Source organism: Bifidobacterium sp. ESL0819 (genome assembly GCF_052606245.1).
This window is the reverse complement of sequence record NZ_CP199587.1, coordinates 836,597-856,486: the sequence shown is the minus strand read 5'-3', so window position 1 is coordinate 856,486 and position 19,890 is coordinate 836,597. Positions and strand designations below refer to the sequence as shown.

General features: G+C 58.7%; 16 protein-coding genes. 12 read left to right on the top strand and 4 right to left on the bottom strand.

Going from position 1 to position 19,890, the window contains the following annotated elements:
* Positions 1 to 2: 2 nt before the first annotated feature.
* The 7 genes from gnpA to ACUIAD_RS03640 all read left to right on the top strand — a co-directional run bounded on the left by gnpA (position 3) and on the right by ACUIAD_RS03640 (position 7,664).
* On the top strand, positions 3 to 2,198 hold the full coding sequence (gene gnpA, locus ACUIAD_RS03670; protein ID WP_445343713.1) for a 1,3-beta-galactosyl-N-acetylhexosamine phosphorylase: 2,196 nt from the start codon (positions 3 to 5) through the stop codon (positions 2,196 to 2,198).
* Complete coding sequence (locus ACUIAD_RS03665) at positions 2,185 to 3,264, top strand: phosphotransferase enzyme family protein (RefSeq protein WP_445343712.1); 1,080 nt, start codon at positions 2,185 to 2,187, stop codon at positions 3,262 to 3,264. Before gnpA ends, ACUIAD_RS03665 begins: the two co-directional genes overlap by 14 nt.
* A complete protein-coding gene (locus ACUIAD_RS03660) occupies positions 3,261 to 4,793 on the top strand; it encodes a UDP-glucose--hexose-1-phosphate uridylyltransferase (RefSeq protein WP_445343711.1) in 1,533 nt (510 codons plus the stop codon). Before ACUIAD_RS03665 ends, ACUIAD_RS03660 begins: the two co-directional genes overlap by 4 nt.
* Before the next feature lie 60 nt (positions 4,794 to 4,853).
* Entirely contained in the window at positions 4,854 to 5,594 is a 741-nt protein-coding gene (locus ACUIAD_RS03655; protein ID WP_445343710.1) for an SDR family oxidoreductase, read from the top strand.
* Positions 5,595 to 5,696: 102 nt separating this feature from the next.
* On the top strand, positions 5,697 to 6,065 hold the full coding sequence (locus ACUIAD_RS03650) for a TIGR02328 family protein (protein ID WP_445343709.1): 369 nt from the start codon (positions 5,697 to 5,699) through the stop codon (positions 6,063 to 6,065).
* A 529-nt stretch (positions 6,066 to 6,594) separates the two neighbouring features.
* Positions 6,595 to 7,185 (top strand): hypothetical protein, encoded by a 591-nt coding sequence (locus tag ACUIAD_RS03645; protein ID WP_445343708.1) that lies wholly within the window; start codon positions 6,595 to 6,597, stop codon positions 7,183 to 7,185.
* Positions 7,186 to 7,283: 98 nt separating this feature from the next.
* Positions 7,284 to 7,664 carry a hypothetical protein gene (locus ACUIAD_RS03640; protein ID WP_445343707.1) on the top strand — a complete coding sequence of 127 codons (381 nt, stop codon included), beginning with the start codon at positions 7,284 to 7,286 and terminating at the stop codon, positions 7,662 to 7,664.
* Between the two features lie 251 nt (positions 7,665 to 7,915).
* On the opposite strand, the gene ACUIAD_RS03635 is transcribed toward ACUIAD_RS03640, so the two are convergent.
* A complete protein-coding gene (locus tag ACUIAD_RS03635) occupies positions 7,916 to 9,166 on the bottom strand; it encodes an MFS transporter (RefSeq protein WP_445343706.1) in 1,251 nt (416 codons plus the stop codon).
* A gap of 263 nt (positions 9,167 to 9,429) precedes the next feature.
* On the opposite strand from ACUIAD_RS03635, the gene ACUIAD_RS03630 reads away from it, so the two are divergent.
* Positions 9,430 to 9,714, top strand: coding sequence for a hypothetical protein (locus tag ACUIAD_RS03630; RefSeq protein ID WP_445343705.1), 285 nt, complete (start codon positions 9,430 to 9,432; stop codon positions 9,712 to 9,714).
* An 804-nt stretch (positions 9,715 to 10,518) separates the two neighbouring features.
* Positions 10,519 to 10,935 (top strand): glycerophosphodiester phosphodiesterase, encoded by a 417-nt coding sequence (locus ACUIAD_RS03625; protein WP_110451578.1) that lies wholly within the window; start codon positions 10,519 to 10,521, stop codon positions 10,933 to 10,935.
* A 136-nt stretch (positions 10,936 to 11,071) separates the two neighbouring features.
* On the opposite strand, the gene ACUIAD_RS03620 is transcribed toward ACUIAD_RS03625, so the two are convergent.
* From ACUIAD_RS03620 to ACUIAD_RS03610, 3 genes are all read right to left on the bottom strand, one after another.
* Positions 11,072 to 11,299, bottom strand: coding sequence for a hypothetical protein (locus ACUIAD_RS03620; protein WP_445343704.1), 228 nt, complete (start codon positions 11,297 to 11,299; stop codon positions 11,072 to 11,074).
* Positions 11,300 to 11,584: 285 nt separating this feature from the next.
* A complete protein-coding gene (locus ACUIAD_RS03615; protein ID WP_445343703.1) occupies positions 11,585 to 11,719 on the bottom strand; it encodes a hypothetical protein in 135 nt (44 codons plus the stop codon).
* Between the two features lie 593 nt (positions 11,720 to 12,312).
* Positions 12,313 to 15,807, bottom strand: coding sequence for an SNF2-related protein (locus ACUIAD_RS03610; protein ID WP_445343702.1), 3,495 nt, complete (start codon positions 15,805 to 15,807; stop codon positions 12,313 to 12,315).
* 160 nt (positions 15,808 to 15,967) lie between these two features.
* On the opposite strand from ACUIAD_RS03610, the gene ACUIAD_RS03605 reads away from it, so the two are divergent.
* The 3 genes from ACUIAD_RS03605 (at position 15,968) to ACUIAD_RS03595 (ending at position 19,835) form a co-directional block, all read left to right on the top strand.
* A complete protein-coding gene (locus ACUIAD_RS03605; RefSeq protein ID WP_445343701.1) occupies positions 15,968 to 17,440 on the top strand; it encodes a DHA2 family efflux MFS transporter permease subunit in 1,473 nt (490 codons plus the stop codon).
* Between the two features lie 101 nt (positions 17,441 to 17,541).
* Complete coding sequence (locus ACUIAD_RS03600; RefSeq protein WP_445343700.1) at positions 17,542 to 18,777, top strand: FtsX-like permease family protein; 1,236 nt, start codon at positions 17,542 to 17,544, stop codon at positions 18,775 to 18,777.
* Positions 18,774 to 19,835, top strand: a complete 1,062-nt coding sequence (locus tag ACUIAD_RS03595) for an ATP-binding cassette domain-containing protein (protein ID WP_445343699.1) — start codon at positions 18,774 to 18,776, stop codon at positions 19,833 to 19,835. Before ACUIAD_RS03600 ends, ACUIAD_RS03595 begins: the two co-directional genes overlap by 4 nt.
* Positions 19,836 to 19,890 lie beyond the last annotated feature (55 nt).

The following is a 19,890-nucleotide window of genomic DNA, read 5'->3' as shown; positions in this document are numbered from 1 at the left end:
ATATGAGCACCACAGGCCGATTCACGTTGCCCGGCGAAGAGCATTTCGTCAAGCAAACCGAGGAGCTTTGCCAACGGTGGGGGGCGGATGCCATCCGCAACTCCGACGGCACCAGTCTGGACAAGGAATTGCTGGGGCTGGGGAAGAAAGTCTATAGCGCATATTTCCCAGCCAGGGGCTATAACGAGTGGATCCGCGAGCATATGGACGAGACGCCGCAGGTGTTCCTGCTGACCGATCGGGTCGTGGCTCAGAACGGGCGGGTCGACATCGATCTGATGGCCGGCTTCTTCGACCAGCAATTCACTCCCAACCGTGATGACGACCCCCACCGATACTGGGAGGTGATAGACCGGACCACCGGTGCGGTGCTGCCTGACGAATCCTGGAATCTGGATCCTGACTTGGACCGCGTCCACATCGAGGGCGCCATGCCGATGCATGAATATACGGTCACCTTCCTGGCCCGGATCATCTGGGATCCAGTGGAGATGTACAACCACCTGACCAATGACTGGGGCGACCGGGAGCATCAGATTCCTCTGGATATCTACCACCCCGCCACCCGTGACTTCGCCATGAAGGCCTTCGCTCGATGGCTGGAGGCGAACCCCTCCACCGATGTGGTTCGCTTCACTACCTTCTTCTACCAGTTCACACTGCTCTACGACCAGGATCAGCAGGAAAAGATCGTCGACTGGCTAGGCTACGCCTGTACAGTCAGCCCGAGAGCCATCGAGGATTTCTCACAGGAATACGGATACCGCCCACGGGCCGAGGACTTCGTTCGGGACGGTTCCTACAATTCCTCCTTCCTGGTCCCCACGCGGACACAGCGCGACTGGATGGACTTCATCAGCCGTTTTGTAAGGGCCAATGTGGCCACCATGGTCGATATGACCCACGCAGCCGGCAAGGAAGCCATGATGTTCCTAGGCGACCAGTGGATCGGCACCGAACCCTATCGGCCCGGGTTCTCCGATCTCAAACTGGATGCCGTGGTCGGTTCCGTCGGCGACGGAACCACCCTGCGCATGATCGCCGACGTCCCCGGCGTCCGATACACCGAGGGACGATTCCTTCCATATTTCTTCCCAGACACCTTCCATGAGGGCAACGACCCCAGCATTGAAGGCTTGGACAACTGGAGAAAGGCCCGACGAGCCATCCTGCGCAGCCCCATATCGCGCATGGGCTACGGCGGCTACCCTTCGCTGGCGATGAAGTTCCCCAAGTTCGTGGACACCGTGGCAGCCATCGCCGAGGAGTTCCGCGACCTGCACCGGCACACTGGAAGCCGTCCAGCCGCCACACAGCTGACGGTGGCGGTGCTCAACTCCTGGGGGGCCATGCGCTCCTGGATGGCCTATACCGTGGCCCATGCCCTGCCCAATCAGCAGACCGCCTCCTACTACGGCATCCTGGAGGCACTCTCCGGCATGCGAGTCTCCGTCCGTTTCATCAGCTTTGACGATCTGCTGAATCATGGCGTGGACCCGGACATCGACGTCATCATCTGCGGCGGGCCGGAAGGCACCGCCTTCAGCGGCGGAACGGTCTGGAAGAACCCCGAGCTGATACGGATCCTGCGCACTTGGACGAAAAACGGCGGCGGCCTGATCGGGGTCGGCCAGCCCACGGCTCTGGACTGGCAGGGACGCTTCTTCCAACTGGCTGACATCTTTGGCGTGGATCAGGAGCGCTACTGGACGCTTTCTGTGGACAAACACTTCACTCCACCCATCCAGGACCACTTCATCATCCATGATCTGCCGGAGAATGCCCCTGCTGACTTCGGCCATCCGATTCTCGACACCTACCCCATCGATGGTTGTACGGAGCTGCTCAAAGCCGATGGCGGTCAGGTCCAGCTGGCTGTGCGTGACTATGGCAACGGACGCGGAGTATACCTGTCCGGCCTGCCCTATTCGGCAGTCAACGCCCGCCTGCTGGAGCGAGCCCTGTTCTGGGCGGCCCGCAAGGAGGGGCAGTATCGGAAATGGAGCAGCGACAATCCTGAATGCGAGGTAGCCGTCTTTCCGCAGGCCGGAACCTTCTGCGTGGTCAACAACAGCGGAATGGAGCAGAGTACCGAGATCCATCTACCCGGCGGAGCAAGCCGAGTCCTTGACCTGGAACCCTCCGCCATAGTCTGGCAGCCGTTGCCTTCGGAAAAGAGGGATCATGAGAATCGATGAGAGCACACCGCGTCAGGCGGCGGAACACTTCGCCATGGAGGGCAATCTGGAGGACGTCACCCCCTACGGCAACGGGCATATCAATGTCACCTACCTGGCCAGAACCGACCGGCATCGGTACATCCTGCAGCAGATGAACACCACGGTTTTCCCTGATACTGCGGCTCTGATGCACAACATCGAGCTGGTCACCGACTTTCTGCGCTCGCAGGGGCAGGAGACCCTGGACATCGTGCCCACCGATCAGGGCGGATCCTGGTACCAAAGCGGCCAAGGTGCCTGGCGCGTCTACAAATTCATCGAACACACGCGATCCTACGAGATGGTGCCCAACCCTCAGGTCTTTCGCAACGCCGGAGACGCCTTTGGACGTTTTCAGAATTATCTGGCCGACTTCGATGCCTCCCAGCTGAACGTGACCATCCCCCATTTCCATGACACGCCCAAGCGCTTCCGCGATCTGATGACCGCTGTCGAGAATGACCGCCTAGGCCGGGTCAAGGAATGCCTGGAGGAGATTGATTTCTTCCGACAGGGCGCGGACCGTTACGGTACCGTGATGGAGGGCCTGGCAGATGGGACCATCCCCCTGAGAGTGACCCACAACGATACCAAGCTCAACAACATTCTCATGGACGAGACCACCGGCCAAGCCAGGGCAATCATCGACCTGGACACGATCATGCCCGGCTCGATGCTCTTCGACTTCGGGGATTCCATCCGTTTCGGAGCTTCCACTGCGCTGGAGGACGAGCAGGACTTGGCAAAGGTGCACTTTGACACCAATCTTTTCCAAGCCTACGCCCAAGGATTCATCGGGGCAGTCCGCTCAAGCATCACCGATCGGGAGGCCCGGCTGCTACCCCTGAGCGCCTTGCTGATGACCGAGGAATGCGGCATGCGATTCCTGACCGACTACCTGCAGGGGGACACCTACTTCGCAGTCGCCTATCCTGAGCACAATCTGGTGCGCTGCCGCACCCAGGTGACCCTGGCCCGTCAGATGGAAAAATCCACAGATCAGACTGCCGGCATAGTCAATCAAATCATGGAGGCCACCAGATGAGCCCACGGACCGATCCACGGGAATCTGAAAAACAATCTGCCCTGGATGCAGATCTGGATGCCCTTCTGGACTTTGCCCGTCGGCATCTGGAATTGGACGAACGCGACACGGACTGGACGCGCAATCGTCTGCTGGCGCTGCTGGATTTGAACTCCTATACTCCTAGCGACCGTGACTGCGAGCAAGAATCGACGAGTCAAGGCTCCACAGCCGAAGAAATCGCCGACTTGCTGGCGGCTTTTTGCCGGGACGCCCACGCCGCAGGCGTGTTCACGGCTGATCGGGATGCAGCGGTCACTGATCGCCTCATGGGCCAGATCACTCGTTCCCCATCCCAGGTGGCCGACAGGTTCGCCGCCGTCGAGGCTGAAAAGGGATCCATGGCCGCCATGCGCTGGCTATATGACTACGGGATCGCATCAACCTACATCAAAAAAGCCGAACTGGATCGTAACCCCAGGTTTGAATCCCAGGGCCTGATCATCACCATCAACCAGGCCAAACCCGAGTTCCGCACCATGGCCAAAGCCGCAGCCGGCAATCGAGTAGGCAACGGCTACCCGGCATGCACCATATGCAGGAGCAACGAAGGCTTCGCCGGACGAGGCAGAAGCACCCTGCGCACTCTAGGCATGGCTCTTGGCGGTCATCCCTGGTTCTGGCAGTTCTCCCCCTACGGCTACTTCGACCAGCACGGCATCTGCGTCAATGCCGAACACAGACCCATGCGTGTGGACCGAGAGACTTTTGGCAATCTTCTGGACTTCGTGGATCGTTTCCCAGGCTACTTCCTGGGGTGCAACGCCGCCCTGCCGGGAATCGGCGGGTCGGTGCTGGCCCACGACCACTACCAGGGCGGAGGAGAGATTCTGCCCCTGCACAAGGCTCCAGCGAAAATGGCCATGTCCCTGCCCGGAATGTCTGGCATGCTGATCGAGATTCCGGACTGGCCGGGCACGGCAATCCGCCTGATAGACCATGATCGGGATGCCATCATCGAGGTAAGCGACCGGATCCGGCGCGGCTGGATCGATTACTCCGACGAAGCTCTGAACATCCGTCCACAGGGTCCCCGGGGCCGTCAATCAGCACTCTCGCCCAGTGTGCTCATCACTGACCGGGGATACGAGATGAACCTGATTCTACGCAACAACGGGGTCAGCGAGCAGTATCCGGACGGCATATTCCACGTCCATCCTGAGTTCTACGCCATCAAGCAGGAGCCCATTGGATTAATCGAAGCCCAAGGTCTCTTCGTTCTGCCAGGGCGCTTGGTGCCCCAGCTGACGAGACTTGCCCAGGCCTTGGAAGATGGCAAGGATCTTCCAGAGTCCTTGAAGGCATTCCGCAATCAATGGGATGAGCTGACGCTCACGCTGAGGGGATCACGCGATCCTCAACGGATTCGTTCGGCCATACGCCGGGAATTGGGCGAAGTATGCAAGCGAATCCTAGGCAACACCGCAGTATTCAAGGATCCTGCGCAGACCCGGGCTTTCCTGCTCGGACTAGGATTCATCGATCGATAGCGTGTGCGTGTCACCGCATAGGATGGAATACGACAGCACATCTTCTATAAAGGAGTAGATATGACTGATCGCCTGCAAGGTAAGGTAGCCATCATCACCGGAGGAACCGGCGGCATGGGCGTAGGCATCGCCGAATGCTTCGTCCGTGAGGGAGCCAAAGTGGCCCTTGCGGACATCAAGGAAAGCGATGCCTCCCGCAGCTTCATGCAGGAGCACCCCGGACAGGTCGTCTTCCATACGCTGGATGTAACTGATGAGGACCAGTGGGTCTCCACCATCGACACCGTTGAAAAGGAGCTGGGCCAGCTGACCACCGTGGTCAACAATGCCGGCATCGGCGACAAAGGCGTCACCATGGACGAGGAAAGCTACGATGACTGGAAGAAGATCATCGCCATCAACCTGAACGGAACCTTCCTGGGTACCAAGCATGGCATGCGGGTCATGAAGGGCCGCGGCGGATCCATTATCAACATTTCCTCCATCGAGGGTTTCGTGGGCCTGAGCCGGGCGGGAGCATACAACGCCAGCAAGGGCGGCACCAGGCTGCTCACCAAGTCCGCTGCTCTGGATTCCGCTAACAACGGGTACGGTGTTCGCATCAACTCGGTCCACCCCGGGTTCATCAAGACTCCTCTGATCAGCCAGAGCCTTGAGGACAGGATGAGCAAGCTGACACCCCTGGGCCATATCGGCGAGCCTCATGACGTCGGCGAGATCTGCGTCTATCTGGCCAGTGACGAATCCAAGTTCGCGCTGGGTGCAGAATTCGTTGTGGACGGCGGATTCATCGCCCAATAAGGAATTGCCGGAACCCCACCCTCTGCCAGCCCGCTTTCCCGTGATGCAAACGGCTAGGATGAAGGAGGGGTTCGCCCATGACCCCGACGAGGGGGGGTCGTCATGCGACTGTGGCATCAGGATCTGATCTCGCTGCTTCCCAGACAGCAGCTGCTGGGCCAGCACCGGGAGGTCACCGCCTTGCGTGGACTGGGCTGGGGACGACGGCATGCCACCGTTGACTATGTCTTTCTCCACTCCCCATACAAGCTCTTTCAGTTTCATCTATTAGTCATGGCGACCATGCGCGAGCGCGGCTACCATCCCGATCCTGCCTGGTACGACCCCCTCTATCGCGGCAGGCATTGCCCTCCCTATGAGGACCTGGCTGAAGTACCATTGACGGACCCCATCTATCCTGAGCACGATCCAGCCTATCTACAGAAATGCTTGAAAAACCTGGCGGGAAAAGGCATTCATCTGACCATCTGACGGTCGCCGTCTAGACAGAATAGGATCACTTATAACAACGATGTACGATTTTGCTTTGGACTATGTTGCAGATGTTGAAGCAAAGTGTCCATGACCATCATCGATGTTACCGATCTCATATATTGACAAAACAGCCCCGTAGATAGGAATGTACCTTTAAACAACTTCTTGATGATGGTCTTTCTGATACGGATTCCTACAGGGTGAATGGGGAAACACGTTACTGACATGTTTAGTACGGAGCTGTCCCCCTAGCGCTTTTGCACCCGTCCAGAACCTTTGAGACCCATCATTTTCGGGATTTTGATTATTCAACATTGAATGAGACGTAGGCATAGTGTCTTCGGCTAGAAGATCACCGGCAAATTTACTGATGCCGGTTTCCCATTTCCCAAAGTGCAAAATTAGCCGCTCGCTTTAATCGAGTGACATGTTTTATCCTTGATGAGGTAACTTTAAGATGCACGACAGCGGCGTTGGGCGTTGTGTTTATAAATCAGTCTCAAGCTATATAACTAGGAGGGTCTGAGTGTACGGACTTGAACTTTTGCAGGGTACCTATCAAGAGGCCGTGAATGTTTTTTTGACCAAATATGGAGGGGCGGCAGACGATTACTTTTCTGAGAAGTCTTATGCACGATTTAAAGCCGGGGAAATTAAAGCACCTACCAAGAGAAAAATTTCCCGCACTTCTGAGGGTTTGTATTGTCACCACATCGACGAAGACAAGATGATTATGATGGCATCGCCGGAATTTATCAGGTATATGGACATCCCCTTTGATTACCAGCGCAAGAACCGGCTTGTATATTGCAATCTCATCGAGCACGGCATACTTCATCTGCTTATTGCTTCTGAGACCTATGGCAGAGGATACGAATTAGGTTGTCTGCCAGGTGTCGGTGGATATGTGAACTTCATACGTCCGAACCTTATTCAGTGGCTCATTGATGGGGTAGAGCCCAAGCTTCCTTGGCAGGTAGCATGTCGTAACGCGGTATTCATGAACAAACATGCTGCTAAGAAAACGATCAAGCAAATGGACAGATTTCTTTTTGACCATTATCCGTCTGTGACTAAGAAAGAGCTAAAAGAGGGCTGCAAAACTTTCCAATACTGACGATAGCCCCTTGTAGGCAGTCATCCCCAATTGTTAATTGAGAACATGCTAGAGGGTAAAAATAAATCATTAATTCCACTACAGTCTTAGCCACAGTTATGGCCATTCCTGCGACCATCGTGTACTCCGCCCGGCAGATGAAAACAACCTTCGTCAAGGACGATGAACGGCGCAGCTATGACCTCTACCAGACCTCGCTCAGGCAAGCTTCACGGGTTGATGTTTGGGAGTCCGAGACCGCTCGGACCGAAAATCAGAAGCAGGGGGCCGATGAACATCTGATCATCACTAACCACAGCGAGGGCACCATCCGTAAGGTCTCGATCCTGGTTCATTGGAATCTGTTGCAGCAGACACGCTTACAAGCCATCAGTCTTCAGAACAATACGGCCGACTATTACCGGGTGCCTGGATTCGGCCATCATCACGCTTGGCGGACACTGCCAACGGAGGGACTGGGTCATCTCTATGGACCCTGATAAACGATTCGTCTGGAGCCTTCCTACCATCTGCCCTCAGCCTCTCTTCGAATCCCCGCGCTTTCTGGATAGAGGAAATCGTCAAGACCGGCGCCGGCTGACTGCTGTGGCCATAAAATTCACTGATGTGTATGGCAATGTATGGGACCGGCTGTTCGAATCCGAGTATCTGCCCAGGGACTGTGCTGCTCGGCTCTATCTTCTGGATTCACCTGACAACCGGTTAGCGGAGTTTTGCCAGTCAAAGAGCATCATTCCCGAGTGAGTCTAGTCACTGAGGGCACCAGGAGGGTGACCGCCGCCAGCAGGAACGCCAAAGGCAGCAGGGCCGGTCTGATGCCGGTGTGATCGGCCAAAAATCCGATAGCCGGAGGAATGATCCAAGAGACCCCGTAGTAGGCAGTTGAGATGACTGAAGCCCGCTGGGCTGCCATTGCCGGGTCCCTGGTTGCCAGAGTAGTGACAATGGGCACGCCCAGAGCAGCCCCGACGCCCCAGATCCCGGTACCCACAAGACTCAGCCCGAAAGAGGGCGAAAAAGCGTAAACCAGGATGCCCAGAGCCGAGACCAGCAGGGTCAGAACCAGCGAGCGCATGTTCCCCAGCCGCTCGATCAGATGCGTTCCCAGCAGCCTTGAGAGGATCATGGCTGCAGCGAAAATCGTGGGCGCCAGACCTGCCTGAGACTCGGAGACACCGAAGGTATCGACCAGGCCGATCCCGCTCCAGTCATTGACGGCACCTTCGCTAGCCTCAAGGGCTACGTTGATCAGGGCAAGCATAAGAACCAAGGCATCGCCCCAGGCTGCCAGCTGCCTGTCGAAGGCGGATGATCGCCCTGGATCAGCATGCTGATCCGAACCTTCATCATCGGCGCCGCCCTGGTAATCCCCTAGTGGCTGAGCCGGACAGAGCAGGACGCAGGCGGCCACCAGAGCCAGACTGGTCATGGCATTGACCGCCAGATGCGCCCCAATGGGCACGCCCAGATGAGACAGGAGCGAGCCCAGACCCAGTGCAAGAAACATGCCCAGACTATATGAGGCATGGAAACGCGGCATTATGGACCGAGAGGAGAATCGCTCCACTGCGCCAGCTTCAACAGTATTGACCGTCCCCCAAAGGCTGATACCCGCCGAGTTGAAGAGCAGCCCCAGCACCACCCCCGGCACTGAGCGCAGAGTGACAGCCAGGGCAGCGATCAACATGCCCATACACCAGGTGGAGGCTGCCAGCAGCATGGCTTTGCGCACGCCCAGCCGATCGGTCAACACACCTGAGACCAGCATGCCGATCAGAGCACCGCATCCGCCCAAGATAGTCATCAGAGCCAGGCCCGAAGGCTGCAGGCCGAGGCGTGCCTTGACTGTTGGCAGTCGGGAGATCCAAGCGGAAGTACCGATGCCCATGATGACGAAGAAACCATAAACGGCCAGCCGCTCGCGCATTCCGCGGCCTGGAGGCCCGGCCGCCGCTGCTCCGCGAAGATCGCGTTCAATCATGCGCCATTCCTTGCTTTGCCCATAATCAAATTTTCTCCGCAGGCTCACAGCAATACAGGAAACATAACCAATAACTTTGTATATCGATTTATAGCATCATTATCGGAGAATCTAAGAAGCATCGTAGCTAGTCGACCGGATGACTTGAAGCGAACGCCCCGGCCCGACGCCCAGGATGGTCGTCGGCGCTCAAAAGGAGAAACGCGGCAAAGGGTAATTTGAGCGGAAGATTCCTGGCCGGACACCCAGCTATGGCCATGTTGATGCCTACCATGGCGGCGGCCGATGGCGAACAGGCTGCAGATGCCCAGACCGACGCAAGCACAGCAGGCTGTACAAAAGACAGCGACATCAGTCAAAAACGGGCAAGACCAGGCGACAACGGAAAACTCTGCAACATCGAAACCAGACCAGTTCTCATTGACCCAGTCCAGCGCGGTTCAATCTGTGCAAACAGAAAAATCCGCCTCTTCGAACCAGTCAATGCCAGTCCAATCCATTGGCCCACCGGCCAGCAGATCGAGCACAAAGGACATGCTGGATACTGACGATGCCATAGTCACCCTCCCGCATCATCGGCACCGCTCCTTTCGACAAGAACGATGCCGCCGGAAACGACCACGATGCTGACAAAGGATGTAGCCGATTACTATGGTCAGACCGGGCTCAGCCTGCATGCCACAGTCAATGACGGCGGACTAGAGGCAACTTCGGCATCAGGAACGAAGCTGCCACCAGCCTCAGGTGTCATGGGTGTAAACAACCAAACAGCCCATACCGACGACAGGCGAAAGATGCCGTCTTTACCCAGGATCATGCCAAGTCCTCAAGCATCCGCAATACCACTCAGCACAGCTGCCTGTACGAGCCCAATCACTTCGATGACGGCGTAGATTGCGGCTGGCGGAATGCGCCCGACACCCTACGGGGAACCGATTCAGTCATGGCTGGAACTCAGGTGCGGGTCATGGCAGGCTTCAAACTTCTGATGTTCAGGCGAAATCCTCTGCGGATTTCCCGACCCTGGCTGCCTCCGGCTCAGACATGGTGATGCCTGTAGCGTTGGCTGTCGGCAATGCCATCCTCGGCCTAGCATTGACGTGCCTGCTTCGACATCGCAAGGATCAGGACAAGGCTCTGGGCTGACGGTTCTGCATCAGTGGCGAGGATTATGGCGAACCTCACGGTTCCCTGTCCCTATCCGCAGACGAAATTTGATATCCTTGCAAGTGGAAGGAATTCTGAACCCAGGGGTCACTGTCGACGATGGACAGTCACCCAAATGGTCATGGCCCTGCACGGTCATGATGTCGATTATCACACGTGCAGGCAGTTAGACAGAAAGGTCAGTCATGGCAGACGATACAGTCATTGTTGTTGATACTTCCATGTTCCAAAAAGATGCCGCCGCGAAGACCGCCAAGGCCAACGAGGTTGCCCGCAAATACGGTATCAGCGAAGAGGCCCTCAAGAAGGTCGAGGAGTACAAGGATCAACTGAGCTACCACCAGGCATGGGACCTGCCATTCTTGGGATACGTGGACGAGGACGGCTATGGGTACGCCTACGTGCCCAACAAGGCCGTCGCTGCCGATGGCTGGGACGCCCATAAGGCCTTCCTTGACCTGCCCGATGATGTACAGACGGCCTTTGCCATCCGCATGCTCTTCACCCACCGCGATATTGACCGCCACGGTGCAGAGATGTTCCTTCATCACGGCCGGGGGCTAAAGGTCCGGTTCCAGGGGCCCACCTCAGCCAGCTACTGACCCCGAGCCACCTGAATGGCTCGACTCCCCCGGTTCTGTCGCAATAACCTCTGACAGGCCGGGGCTTCTTATCAGCGCGGCAGACCCAGATAATCAGGTTCGACGAACCAACTGCAGATAGCGACAGATAGAGGAATCAGCCGGTCAAAATCGTCTGGCAATCACCGAAATCGCCTCTTTGACCCATCAAGCATCCGCTTTCATCCGGATCGCGAATGATGCTTAAGCCTTCCGAGGCGTCAAAATGATCAGGCTGCCGTCCTGCCTTGGCAACCATAGCCGCAGTGACCCATTCACCCATGCCATCCGCAGAAACAGACAGATTCTCTCGGGCAGGCCGATCAGCTTCATCATGTTCAACCATTTGAGGCTGGATTTCCTTTGGTTTGTCGAACCGCCTAGTCGCGGCCGGAAAATTCTCCAAGGCGACTGGCTGAAATCGATGCATAGCATCCCCACGATTCGGCCCTTCTGCCATATGAAACAGGTTGAAAATACCAATTTCCGATCTCTCCTGTCCGAATGCACAGCGTGTCCCGCTGTATAACCACGTTCCTCTGGCAGGCATCGAAGGCCTGATCGCGTGCAAGTGCCAGGTCGAGGGACACAGCATAGAAGAAGATCACCGGGAACAATGTCACGAATGCTATTACCGTGCGGCTTCGATGTTCTTGTTATGCGCGCGCAAAGAGATGACCACTGCAGGCAGAGACTGCAAAAAGCGCATGGAGAGCAGGGTGAAGGACAGGGGAATGATGGTCTCTGCTTGACCAGATATCCCCAATCAGGGAGACCCCTTGTTGTGAATATTCCGCAATCCGATCATGGCCATTCCTAGGGCGAAGCTGATGATCAGCTTGGTCATCATCATAAAAGCGGAGATCTTGAAGAGCGTCTTTCAGCTCGAGAAGCGATGGCTGCCAAAATGCGGATTATAGCCAGTCCGTAGAAGAGATCATGAGACAACGCCGTCTTGGTTATGTGGAAAGAGCGCAGGCAAGAGGCGCTGTCGTTGGTGATGGCCGTGGAGTAAGCGAAAACCCAAATCAGCAGCATGATGAAATACAGCGCCCCCAAGCAGGAATCCCCAGTTCTTTCCTAGGCAACCGGCAATGACACTGGGACAGCCCATGCATTCCTTGGATTGGGCGAGAGCATGGCTGGTCTCGGGGTTCGGGGCAGCCGGCCCGAGGTGATCAGCAGCCTGCCAGTACGCCAATACCCTGAATATGGTCCTAGCGCTGCAGGCTTTTTATCGGATGACATCGATATCCCATCAGCCTCCTTTGCCTGATAAAAGATGACATTTTATAATTACGACAAATAGTTCTAACCTATAGGTCTGCTTTGGCTAGTATCTAGACTGACCCGACTCACTCAGCCCAACAAGGCCAGGAGGTCTTTTCTGCTCAGCCTGGCAATGCTGGAGGCTCCGGCGGATGCCGCCGAGTCAACAAATCTTGAAGCTAAATCACTCTTGCTGCGCTGCAGATTGAGGATGCGCTCCTCGATGGTGTCCTTGGCTACGATCTGGTAGACGTTGACGTCCTGGGTCTGGCCGATCCGGTGGGCGCGGTCGTTGGCCTGCTCCTGGGCTGCGGCGTTCCACCAGGGGTCCGCATGGACCACTACACAGGCTCCGGTCAGGTTGAGCCCGGTATTGCCAGCCTTCAGGGAGATCAGAAAAACCGGCGTGGCATCCCTATTGAACTGTTCCACCAGCTCCAGCCGCTGCTTCTTGGAGGTGGCTCCAGTGATCAGATCGTAGGACACGTCCAGCCGACGGAGCCGTTGGGCAATCAGGTCCAGGTATGAGGTGAACTGGGAGAAGATCAGCATCTTGCGCCCGGCATCCTGGCAGGAGACCACCAGATCTTCGATAGCATCCAGCTTGGCTGAATCGCCGCGCCGGTCCCGGCCCTGATCCTGGTAGACCAGACGCGGATCACAGCAGACCTCCCGCAGCCTGGTCAGCTGAGCCAGCACCTGGATTTTGCCTACCTCGTACTCCTGATCCCTTTCCTTGTTAAGCGTAGCCCTCAGTTCCTGCTCCAGGGCTGCATAGAGCTTGCGCTGACGACCCTGCAAGGGCACGCTGATCACGTTTTCGATCTTCTCGGGCAGATCCGTCAGCACCTGTGATTTGAGCCGACGCAAAATGAAAGGTCCGACCAGGGCCTGAAGCCGGGACTGGGCATCCTGATCGCCGCTGAGTATGGGCATTTCGAAGCGGTCCCGGAACCGGGAGTAGGGGCCCAGCATCCCCGGCATCAGGAAGTCGAAGATGCTCCAAAGCTCAGACAGCCGATTCTCGATGGGCGTGCCGGTCAGGGCGAAACGGTGCAGGCTGTCCAGAGCCCGTACGGCCCGGGCAGCCTTGGTGGCATGGTTCTTGATGTACTGCGCCTCATCCAGAACCAAGGCATACCAGGGCAGACTCCGATACCGGTCCAGGTCCCTCCTGAGCAGATCATATGAAGTAATCAGCAGGTCGTAGGACTTCGCCTGATCCAGCAGAGCCTGACGCTCACTGCGCGCCCCGGCCAGGACCGCCACCCGCAGATCCGGCGTAAAACGGCGGCATTCGGCCTCCCAATTGTAAACCAAGGAGGCTGGACAGACGATCAGCGAAGGTCCTCGATCCCTGGCCTGATCCCGACGGGAGAGCAGGTAGGCCAGCATCTGTATGGTCTTGCCCAGGCCCATCTCATCGGCCAGAATACCGCTGAATCCGCGGTCACTCAAGGTAGATAGCCAACGCAGCCCTTCTACCTGATAGGGTCTGAGCTGCCCGCGCAGCCCGTCGGGAATCCTGAACCCCTGAGGGTCAGGCTTGCGCTCCTTCAGGTAGTCACGGAAGCTGGAATCACGATCCTGCTCGGGCACCAGCGCATCCAGGTAGCCGAGCTGGAATTCTGGCACCCTGACCGGCCCCCTGGCCAGATCATCCGGATCGATGCCCAGGTCTTCGGCCAGAGTGTCCACCGCATCCGTATTCAGATCAGCCAACTCGACGAAGGCCCCGTTGCGCAGACGATGAAAGCGGCGACGGCGACGATGGTCAGCCAGAATAGCCGCAGCCTCATCAGGCCCTACCTCATCGGCTATGGGCGAGATCTCGACCAGACCGGATCGCGCCCTCACGCCCACGCGGATCTGCGGGTGAGAGACGACGCTGAGCCCGTCGAAGGCCGGGGTAGAGAAGACCCGCCCCAGACCCTTGAGCACGGGCAGGCCCCGGGTCAGCAGGGTGTGGATGGCCTCCTCGTTCTCCTCGGGGATGCGAGCCAGCCCCTCCTCCATCAGGGGGAAATAGCGTCGGACCGTCTGCCGGGCCAGAGACTCGCTCTCCCAATCCCTGCCGCGTCCTTCCTCGGAGCCGGGATCAGCGCTTACGGGCACAAGACGATCTCCGTAGCGAGCCTTGAGATCACAGCTGACCCCCTGCTGATCCCTGTCCAGGTAAAGCTCAATCCTGCAAGGCGGGCGCCGCCTGGCATCCAGCTCCTCGGGCAGGCTGGCCGAGAGCCCGGATCCTTCCTGGGCACCCTGATCCAGGTCAGGCAGGACGGTCCGTGCGAACAGGTCCAGGTCGTCGGCATCCAGATGCAGATCCCGATCCTCACCAGGGCGGCAGAGGGTCTCCAACAGGTCACGATGACGCATAAAACGCGCGCCGCAACGGTGAATGACTGGTCCCGGATCCAGCCCTAAGCCGAGCTGAGAGGGGCGCACGATAACGAAGGAATGGGCCTGGCCTACGATGAAGCGCTCCACGGCCAGAGCATGAGTGATCCGGTAGCCGTCCGCCTCCTTGCTGACTGCGATGCCAGGGTCCGGATCTCCGTCAACCACGGGGGCAGGCATGGTCTGCAGGAAGGAATCCTCAGGAGGCGTATAGTCCAAGGCGAGCCCGGAGTCCACGAACAGGTCGAGGATCTGCGCCACCTCGTCATCGCTGAGACGGATCCCCGCCAATCCTGCACGCGTAAGACGACGGCGCATGCCCCCCTCCTGTTCGGCCAGACTGCGGCGAATGGCGCCGGCCCTTTCCAGGATGGTCAGCAGAGACCGGGCCCGGTCATCAAAGGTGTCACGAGAATGAATGAAGGCCAGCCGCCGTCCATAGGACATGAATTCGCCATGGTCCACGGCGCGCAGCAGGGCCTGCAGATCCTTGACCAGGTAAACGACCCCATGGGAGGGCAAGGTGATGTGCAGACGGACCTGCCAGCCGCCGCGTTCGCTGGTCAGGTCGGGGATCAGTCCGACCGAGCCGATGGGCAGGTGGCGGCCGCCTGCCGGACCGTTCTCCTGCTTGAGCAGGCTCAGCTGGCGATCACGGAAGGCCTGCCGCCGCCGACCCTCCTGCCGGTGCATGTAGGCCGCCAAGGGTCCCGAGGTCGATCGGGCGGACCGGGATCGATCCTCGTCGCCAGTCCAGTCATCCGATCCTGCAAAGGCCTGGCTGGACTCGTTGTAGGCCATGATCAGAGCGACTACATGCTTGCATGCAGAACCCTGACGCCCAAAGGCCCGGCACGTGCAGGAGGAGTCGATGACCCGATGGGCCTGCTCGTCCAGACGAGCCTGAACCATGCAGTCGCCATCCGGCTGATAGGTGGCGGGCACACGCCCTTTGAGAACGGTCAGCGCCCCCAGATGCCGTAGGCCCAGGTCCGTAAAACGCCGATCATCCAGCAGCTGATGGGCACGGAAGTAGGCCTTGCCGCCCAGCCGACGCAGGGTGGAATCAGCGATGGGGTCCGGGTTGCCAAAGGTCCGCCCCTCCTCCTCATCGCCCGGATCATAGAAGCCATGGCCTCCTGAACCGCCAGCTCTTGACCCGTAGACCGCTGCATGCCAATCCACACGCACCCTCCTTATGGTCGCTGCCGACCATTTCTGAGCATAACCTTTTCCGTCCCGATGCGGCACGCCTTCGGCGAAGCGAGTAGACATGCCGACTTACGAAAAATTTGCCGCCTCCCTAAGATGACGTGCTGTTTGTCTGAAGAAGGAGATCATTATCGTGCAAAACACGTCCACCCCTGCCTCTGTTCACCGTTCACGACCGGCCGTCCCCCATCCCTGGCCGGCTATCGCCGCTCTGATGATCGGGGCTTTCGTGGGCATGCTGAGTGAAACCTCGCTCAATATCGCCCTGCCCAACCTGATGGAGAGCTTCCGGATTCCTGCTGCCACCGTACAATGGCTGGTGACAGGGTACATGCTGGTCATCGGCATCGTCCTGCCCTTCTCCAGCCTGATCTCCAAGTGGTTCACCACCAGGCAGACCGTGATCTTCGGCCTGATCGCCTTCCTGGCAGGCTCGGTGATCTCAGCCATGGCCCCCACATTCCCTGTCCTCTTGGCAGGACGGCTGATCCAAGGGATCGGCACGGGCCTGATCCTGCCGCTCATGTTCACCGTGGCCATGCTGATCTTTCCGCCTGCCCGTCTGGGCACGGTCATGGGCATGTGCGCCCTGGTCATCATGTTCGCTCCCGCCATCGGCCCGACTCTGACCGGAATCATCCTAGGCAAGCTGACCTGGCACTGGATTTTCTGGTTCTTCACTCCATTCCTGGTTGTAGCCCTGGTCTTCGCCGTCTGCTTCCTGAAGAACGTGGGGACCATCACCCACCAACGGCCCGACCTGGCCTCCATCCTGGAGTCCATCGTCGGCTTCGGCGGACTGGTGGCAGGCGTCAGCCTGGCCAGCAGGTACGGATGGCTCTCCCCCGTCACCCTGACCATTCTGGTTGTGGCCCTGGCTGCGCTGTTCCTCTATATTCGTCGTCAGCTGGGCCTGGAGCACCCGGTGCTTAACCTGCGTATCTTCTCCATCCCAGCCTTCCGCTACGGTGCCACTCTGGTCATGCTTGACTTCGCAGTCATCCTCTCCTCCATGTATCTACTGCCCCAGTTCCTGCAGCGGGGACTGCTCCTGCCAGTAGCCATGACCGGCATCCTCATGCTGCCCGGGGGCGCCATCAACGCCCTGGTCTCGGCCTTCGCTGGCCGGCTCTACGACGGCTTCGGAGCCCGGATGCCCGTACGCTGCGGTTTCCTTGTCGCCCTGCTTGGTACGGTCATCCTCCTGTTCACCGGCCCGCACACCCCTGTAGCCCTGGTAGTGGCAGCCCACATCATCCTGATGATCGGCTGCCCATTGGCCATGTCACCGGCCCAAACCTACGCGCTCAACTCTCTGAGCGGCCCGCAGTCCGGCGACGGAAGCACCATCATCAACACCATGCAGCAGATCGTAGGCGCCGTGGCCACAGCCATCACCACCTCCCTGCTGGCCATGGGCGAGGGGCAGGCAGCCGGAGCTGACAAAGCTCAGGCATTCACCAGAGGCACCCACTACGGACTGGTCTTCACCCTCGTGCTGATTCTGGCCGCTCTGGCCGTCTCCCTGAAGGTGCGCAACTTCTCCCACGCTGACCAGCAGGAGGCCGAACGAGGCATTCAGCAAGCTCCAAGTTCGCAACGCTAGCTTGGGAGCGTCCCTGGCTAGACTGGAGGACGGCGACCGGACTTAAGGCCAGCGATAGAGGGCCGCCCGGTCATCTCTGGAACGCTATCAGGAAGGGTGTCATGTTCGTTCTCAAAAACGCCTGGTTCACCATCAGGCGGCATGCGGCGCGGAGCCTGGTCACGGTTCTGGCTTGCCTGGTCGTGGCGGCATTGGCCACGACGGCAGCTACCGTGCTCCAGACTGACACCAAGGCACGTACCACAGACTACGAATCCCAGGAGGCGAATGCCGTCATCAGCCCGCGCAAGGGGACCAAGGCCTCTCCCCTGGGCTGGAACGAGTATTCCCAGTATGCCCAGCGTCTGCAGATGGATGGCATGCAGTACAAGGCCTACTTCCATGAGACTGCAGACATCAGCCCGGAGGGACTGCCCCAGTCAGGCGCTTACTCCCTGGTGGGCGTCTCCGACAAGGAGGCTGAGCCCACTCTGCCTCACGGCCCATTCGTGCTGGACCAGGGCAAGGGGCTGGACTACGCCTCGCAGAATGCCTCCGGCACCCAGACCGTGCTGATCTCCAAGCAGATGGCACAGGCCAACAAGCTCAAGGTGGGCGACACCCTGACCATCAAGGATCCACACCAGCAGGATCAGCAGGTCAAGCTGATGGTCTCGGGCATCTATCATTACCGCAAGGCCGCCGACCAGACAGCCAATCGAGCCATCTACACGGCCTATCCCACGTTCGCCATGCTGGGGCTGGATACTGCCAGCAAACCGGGAGACCCTGGCCATGAGCTGTTCGTGGCTTTCGTTCTGGATTCGCCGAGCACCTACCAGAAGTTCATCAAGGAACTGCGCAAGGATGGACTCAAGGCCTCGCAGTACGACATCGACTCCCCCAGCCTGAAGGATTACCAGCGGCGGATGGAACCGGTCCACCGGGCCGCCGACCAGGCGCGAACCGCCATCATCCTGGTCTTTCTGCTGGGCGGGCTGGTTCTGCTGAGCTGCCTGTTCCTCATGCTGCGCGGCCGCTCCAACGAAATCGGCATGGCCATCACCATCGGGATCCACAAGGCCCGGCTAGGTTGGCAGTTCGCCCTGGAGACTCTCTTGCTTACCCTGCCCGGACTAGTGCTTGGCCTGGCTCTGGGCACCGCGATCAGTCGGCCTCTGGGCCGGTCGCTCTTCCGGCTGGGAAACCTGGCCAGCATGCCTAACGCCGGTCTGATCTGGAAGATGATTCTTATCGGCCTGGTCGTCTGCCTGGTCCTTGCTCTAGCAGCAGCCGCCAGGGTAGCGGCCTTCAGAACCGCCAAGCTATACACCAACGACCTGGAGGACGAGGCATGAGCGAAAAGACGTCGGATCAGCAGCCGGACGAAAAGTCCCAGGAAAAGGGTGAGATCAAGGCCACCGACCAGGCAAAGACTGATCAGAAACAAGACGATCAGAAGAAAGCCGTTCAAACAGCGGCTGATTCTGCGCTAAAAACCAGCGAGAGCACCAGCGCTGAACCGCTATCTGCACCAGACGCGGAGTCAAAGCCGGAATCCCAGGAAGAGTTTCAGGACGAGGCAGCTGCGCAGGCGGACGGAGAACCAGCAGAGGAAGCCTCTTCGGAAGAAGACGCATCGCTGGCCGCTTTCAAGGTGGTCATCGACCAGGGAGACGCCGAAGATCTCGAAGACGATCAAGAGGACCCGCTGCTGGAGACTGATGGCCAGCCGGTCCTGGTTCCTGGCGGATACCCGGTGCTCTCCCTGAAGCACGTGGATTACACACGGAAAATCAAGAGCCGTCCTGAACAGATCCTGGACGATGTCAATCTGGAATTCCAGCGTCGCCGCATCTACTCGGTGGAGACCACCTCTCCTTCCGGAAGGGCCGCCCTGATGGCCTTGATGACCGGCCTGCGCGCCCCCACTCAAGGCAGCGTGCTCTTCCGGGGCACGGATCTGCGCCAGCTGCTTGCCTCTGACTATCGCGGCCACCAGATCGGTGCCATCTTCGGCACTGATGCCTTGAGACGCGACCTGACCGCCGTGCAGAATCTTGTCTACACCATGGAGGCCAGCGGGCGCACATTCCTGGGTCCCAAAGACAATCTGGCCCGTCACCTGCTGGATGAGGTGGGCTTCCCGGATCGTCTGCAGGACAAGCAGACCGCCGACCTGGGTCGTCACTTGGACTTCCGTCTGGCCTCGGTGGCCCGTGCCCTGTGCTGCGAGTGCGACGTGCTCATCGCTGACGAACCCACTGAAGGACTGGAGCCGGGCGACTGGGACACCCTGCTGGCCACCCTCAGGCGGGTCTCCCGCCGTCATGACTGCGCCGTGATCATCCTGACCTCGGGCGGTTCGGACACTGTAGACGAGGGCACCTACGACGACCGGTTCATCGTCGATTAAGTCCCGACATTCCCGACAGAGGACGGGCGGCACTGCACTGATCTGTTCGGTCATC

What these genes read in the sequence shown, in the direction of transcription:
- gnpA (WP_445343713.1), top strand. Translation starts at nt 3, where the DNA reads ATGAGCACCACAGGCCGATTCACGTTGCCCGGCGAAGAGCATTTCGTC.
- ACUIAD_RS03665 (WP_445343712.1), top strand. Translation starts at nt 2,185, where the DNA reads ATGAGAATCGATGAGAGCACACCGCGTCAGGCGGCGGAACACTTCGCC.
- ACUIAD_RS03660 (WP_445343711.1), top strand. Translation starts at nt 3,261, where the DNA reads ATGAGCCCACGGACCGATCCACGGGAATCTGAAAAACAATCTGCCCTG.
- ACUIAD_RS03655 (WP_445343710.1), top strand. Translation starts at nt 4,854, where the DNA reads ATGACTGATCGCCTGCAAGGTAAGGTAGCCATCATCACCGGAGGAACC.
- ACUIAD_RS03650 (WP_445343709.1), top strand. Translation starts at nt 5,697, where the DNA reads ATGCGACTGTGGCATCAGGATCTGATCTCGCTGCTTCCCAGACAGCAG.
- ACUIAD_RS03640 (WP_445343707.1), top strand. Translation starts at nt 7,284, where the DNA reads ATGGCCATTCCTGCGACCATCGTGTACTCCGCCCGGCAGATGAAAACA.
- ACUIAD_RS03635 (WP_445343706.1), bottom strand. Translation starts at nt 9,166, where the DNA reads ATGATTGAACGCGATCTTCGCGGAGCAGCGGCGGCCGGGCCTCCAGGC.
- ACUIAD_RS03630 (WP_445343705.1), top strand. Translation starts at nt 9,430, where the DNA reads ATGCCTACCATGGCGGCGGCCGATGGCGAACAGGCTGCAGATGCCCAG.
- ACUIAD_RS03625 (WP_110451578.1), top strand. Translation starts at nt 10,519, where the DNA reads ATGGCAGACGATACAGTCATTGTTGTTGATACTTCCATGTTCCAAAAA.
- ACUIAD_RS03620 (WP_445343704.1), bottom strand. Translation starts at nt 11,299, where the DNA reads ATGGTTGAACATGATGAAGCTGATCGGCCTGCCCGAGAGAATCTGTCT.
- ACUIAD_RS03600 (WP_445343700.1), top strand. Translation starts at nt 17,542, where the DNA reads ATGTTCGTTCTCAAAAACGCCTGGTTCACCATCAGGCGGCATGCGGCG.
- ACUIAD_RS03595 (WP_445343699.1), top strand. Translation starts at nt 18,774, where the DNA reads ATGAGCGAAAAGACGTCGGATCAGCAGCCGGACGAAAAGTCCCAGGAA.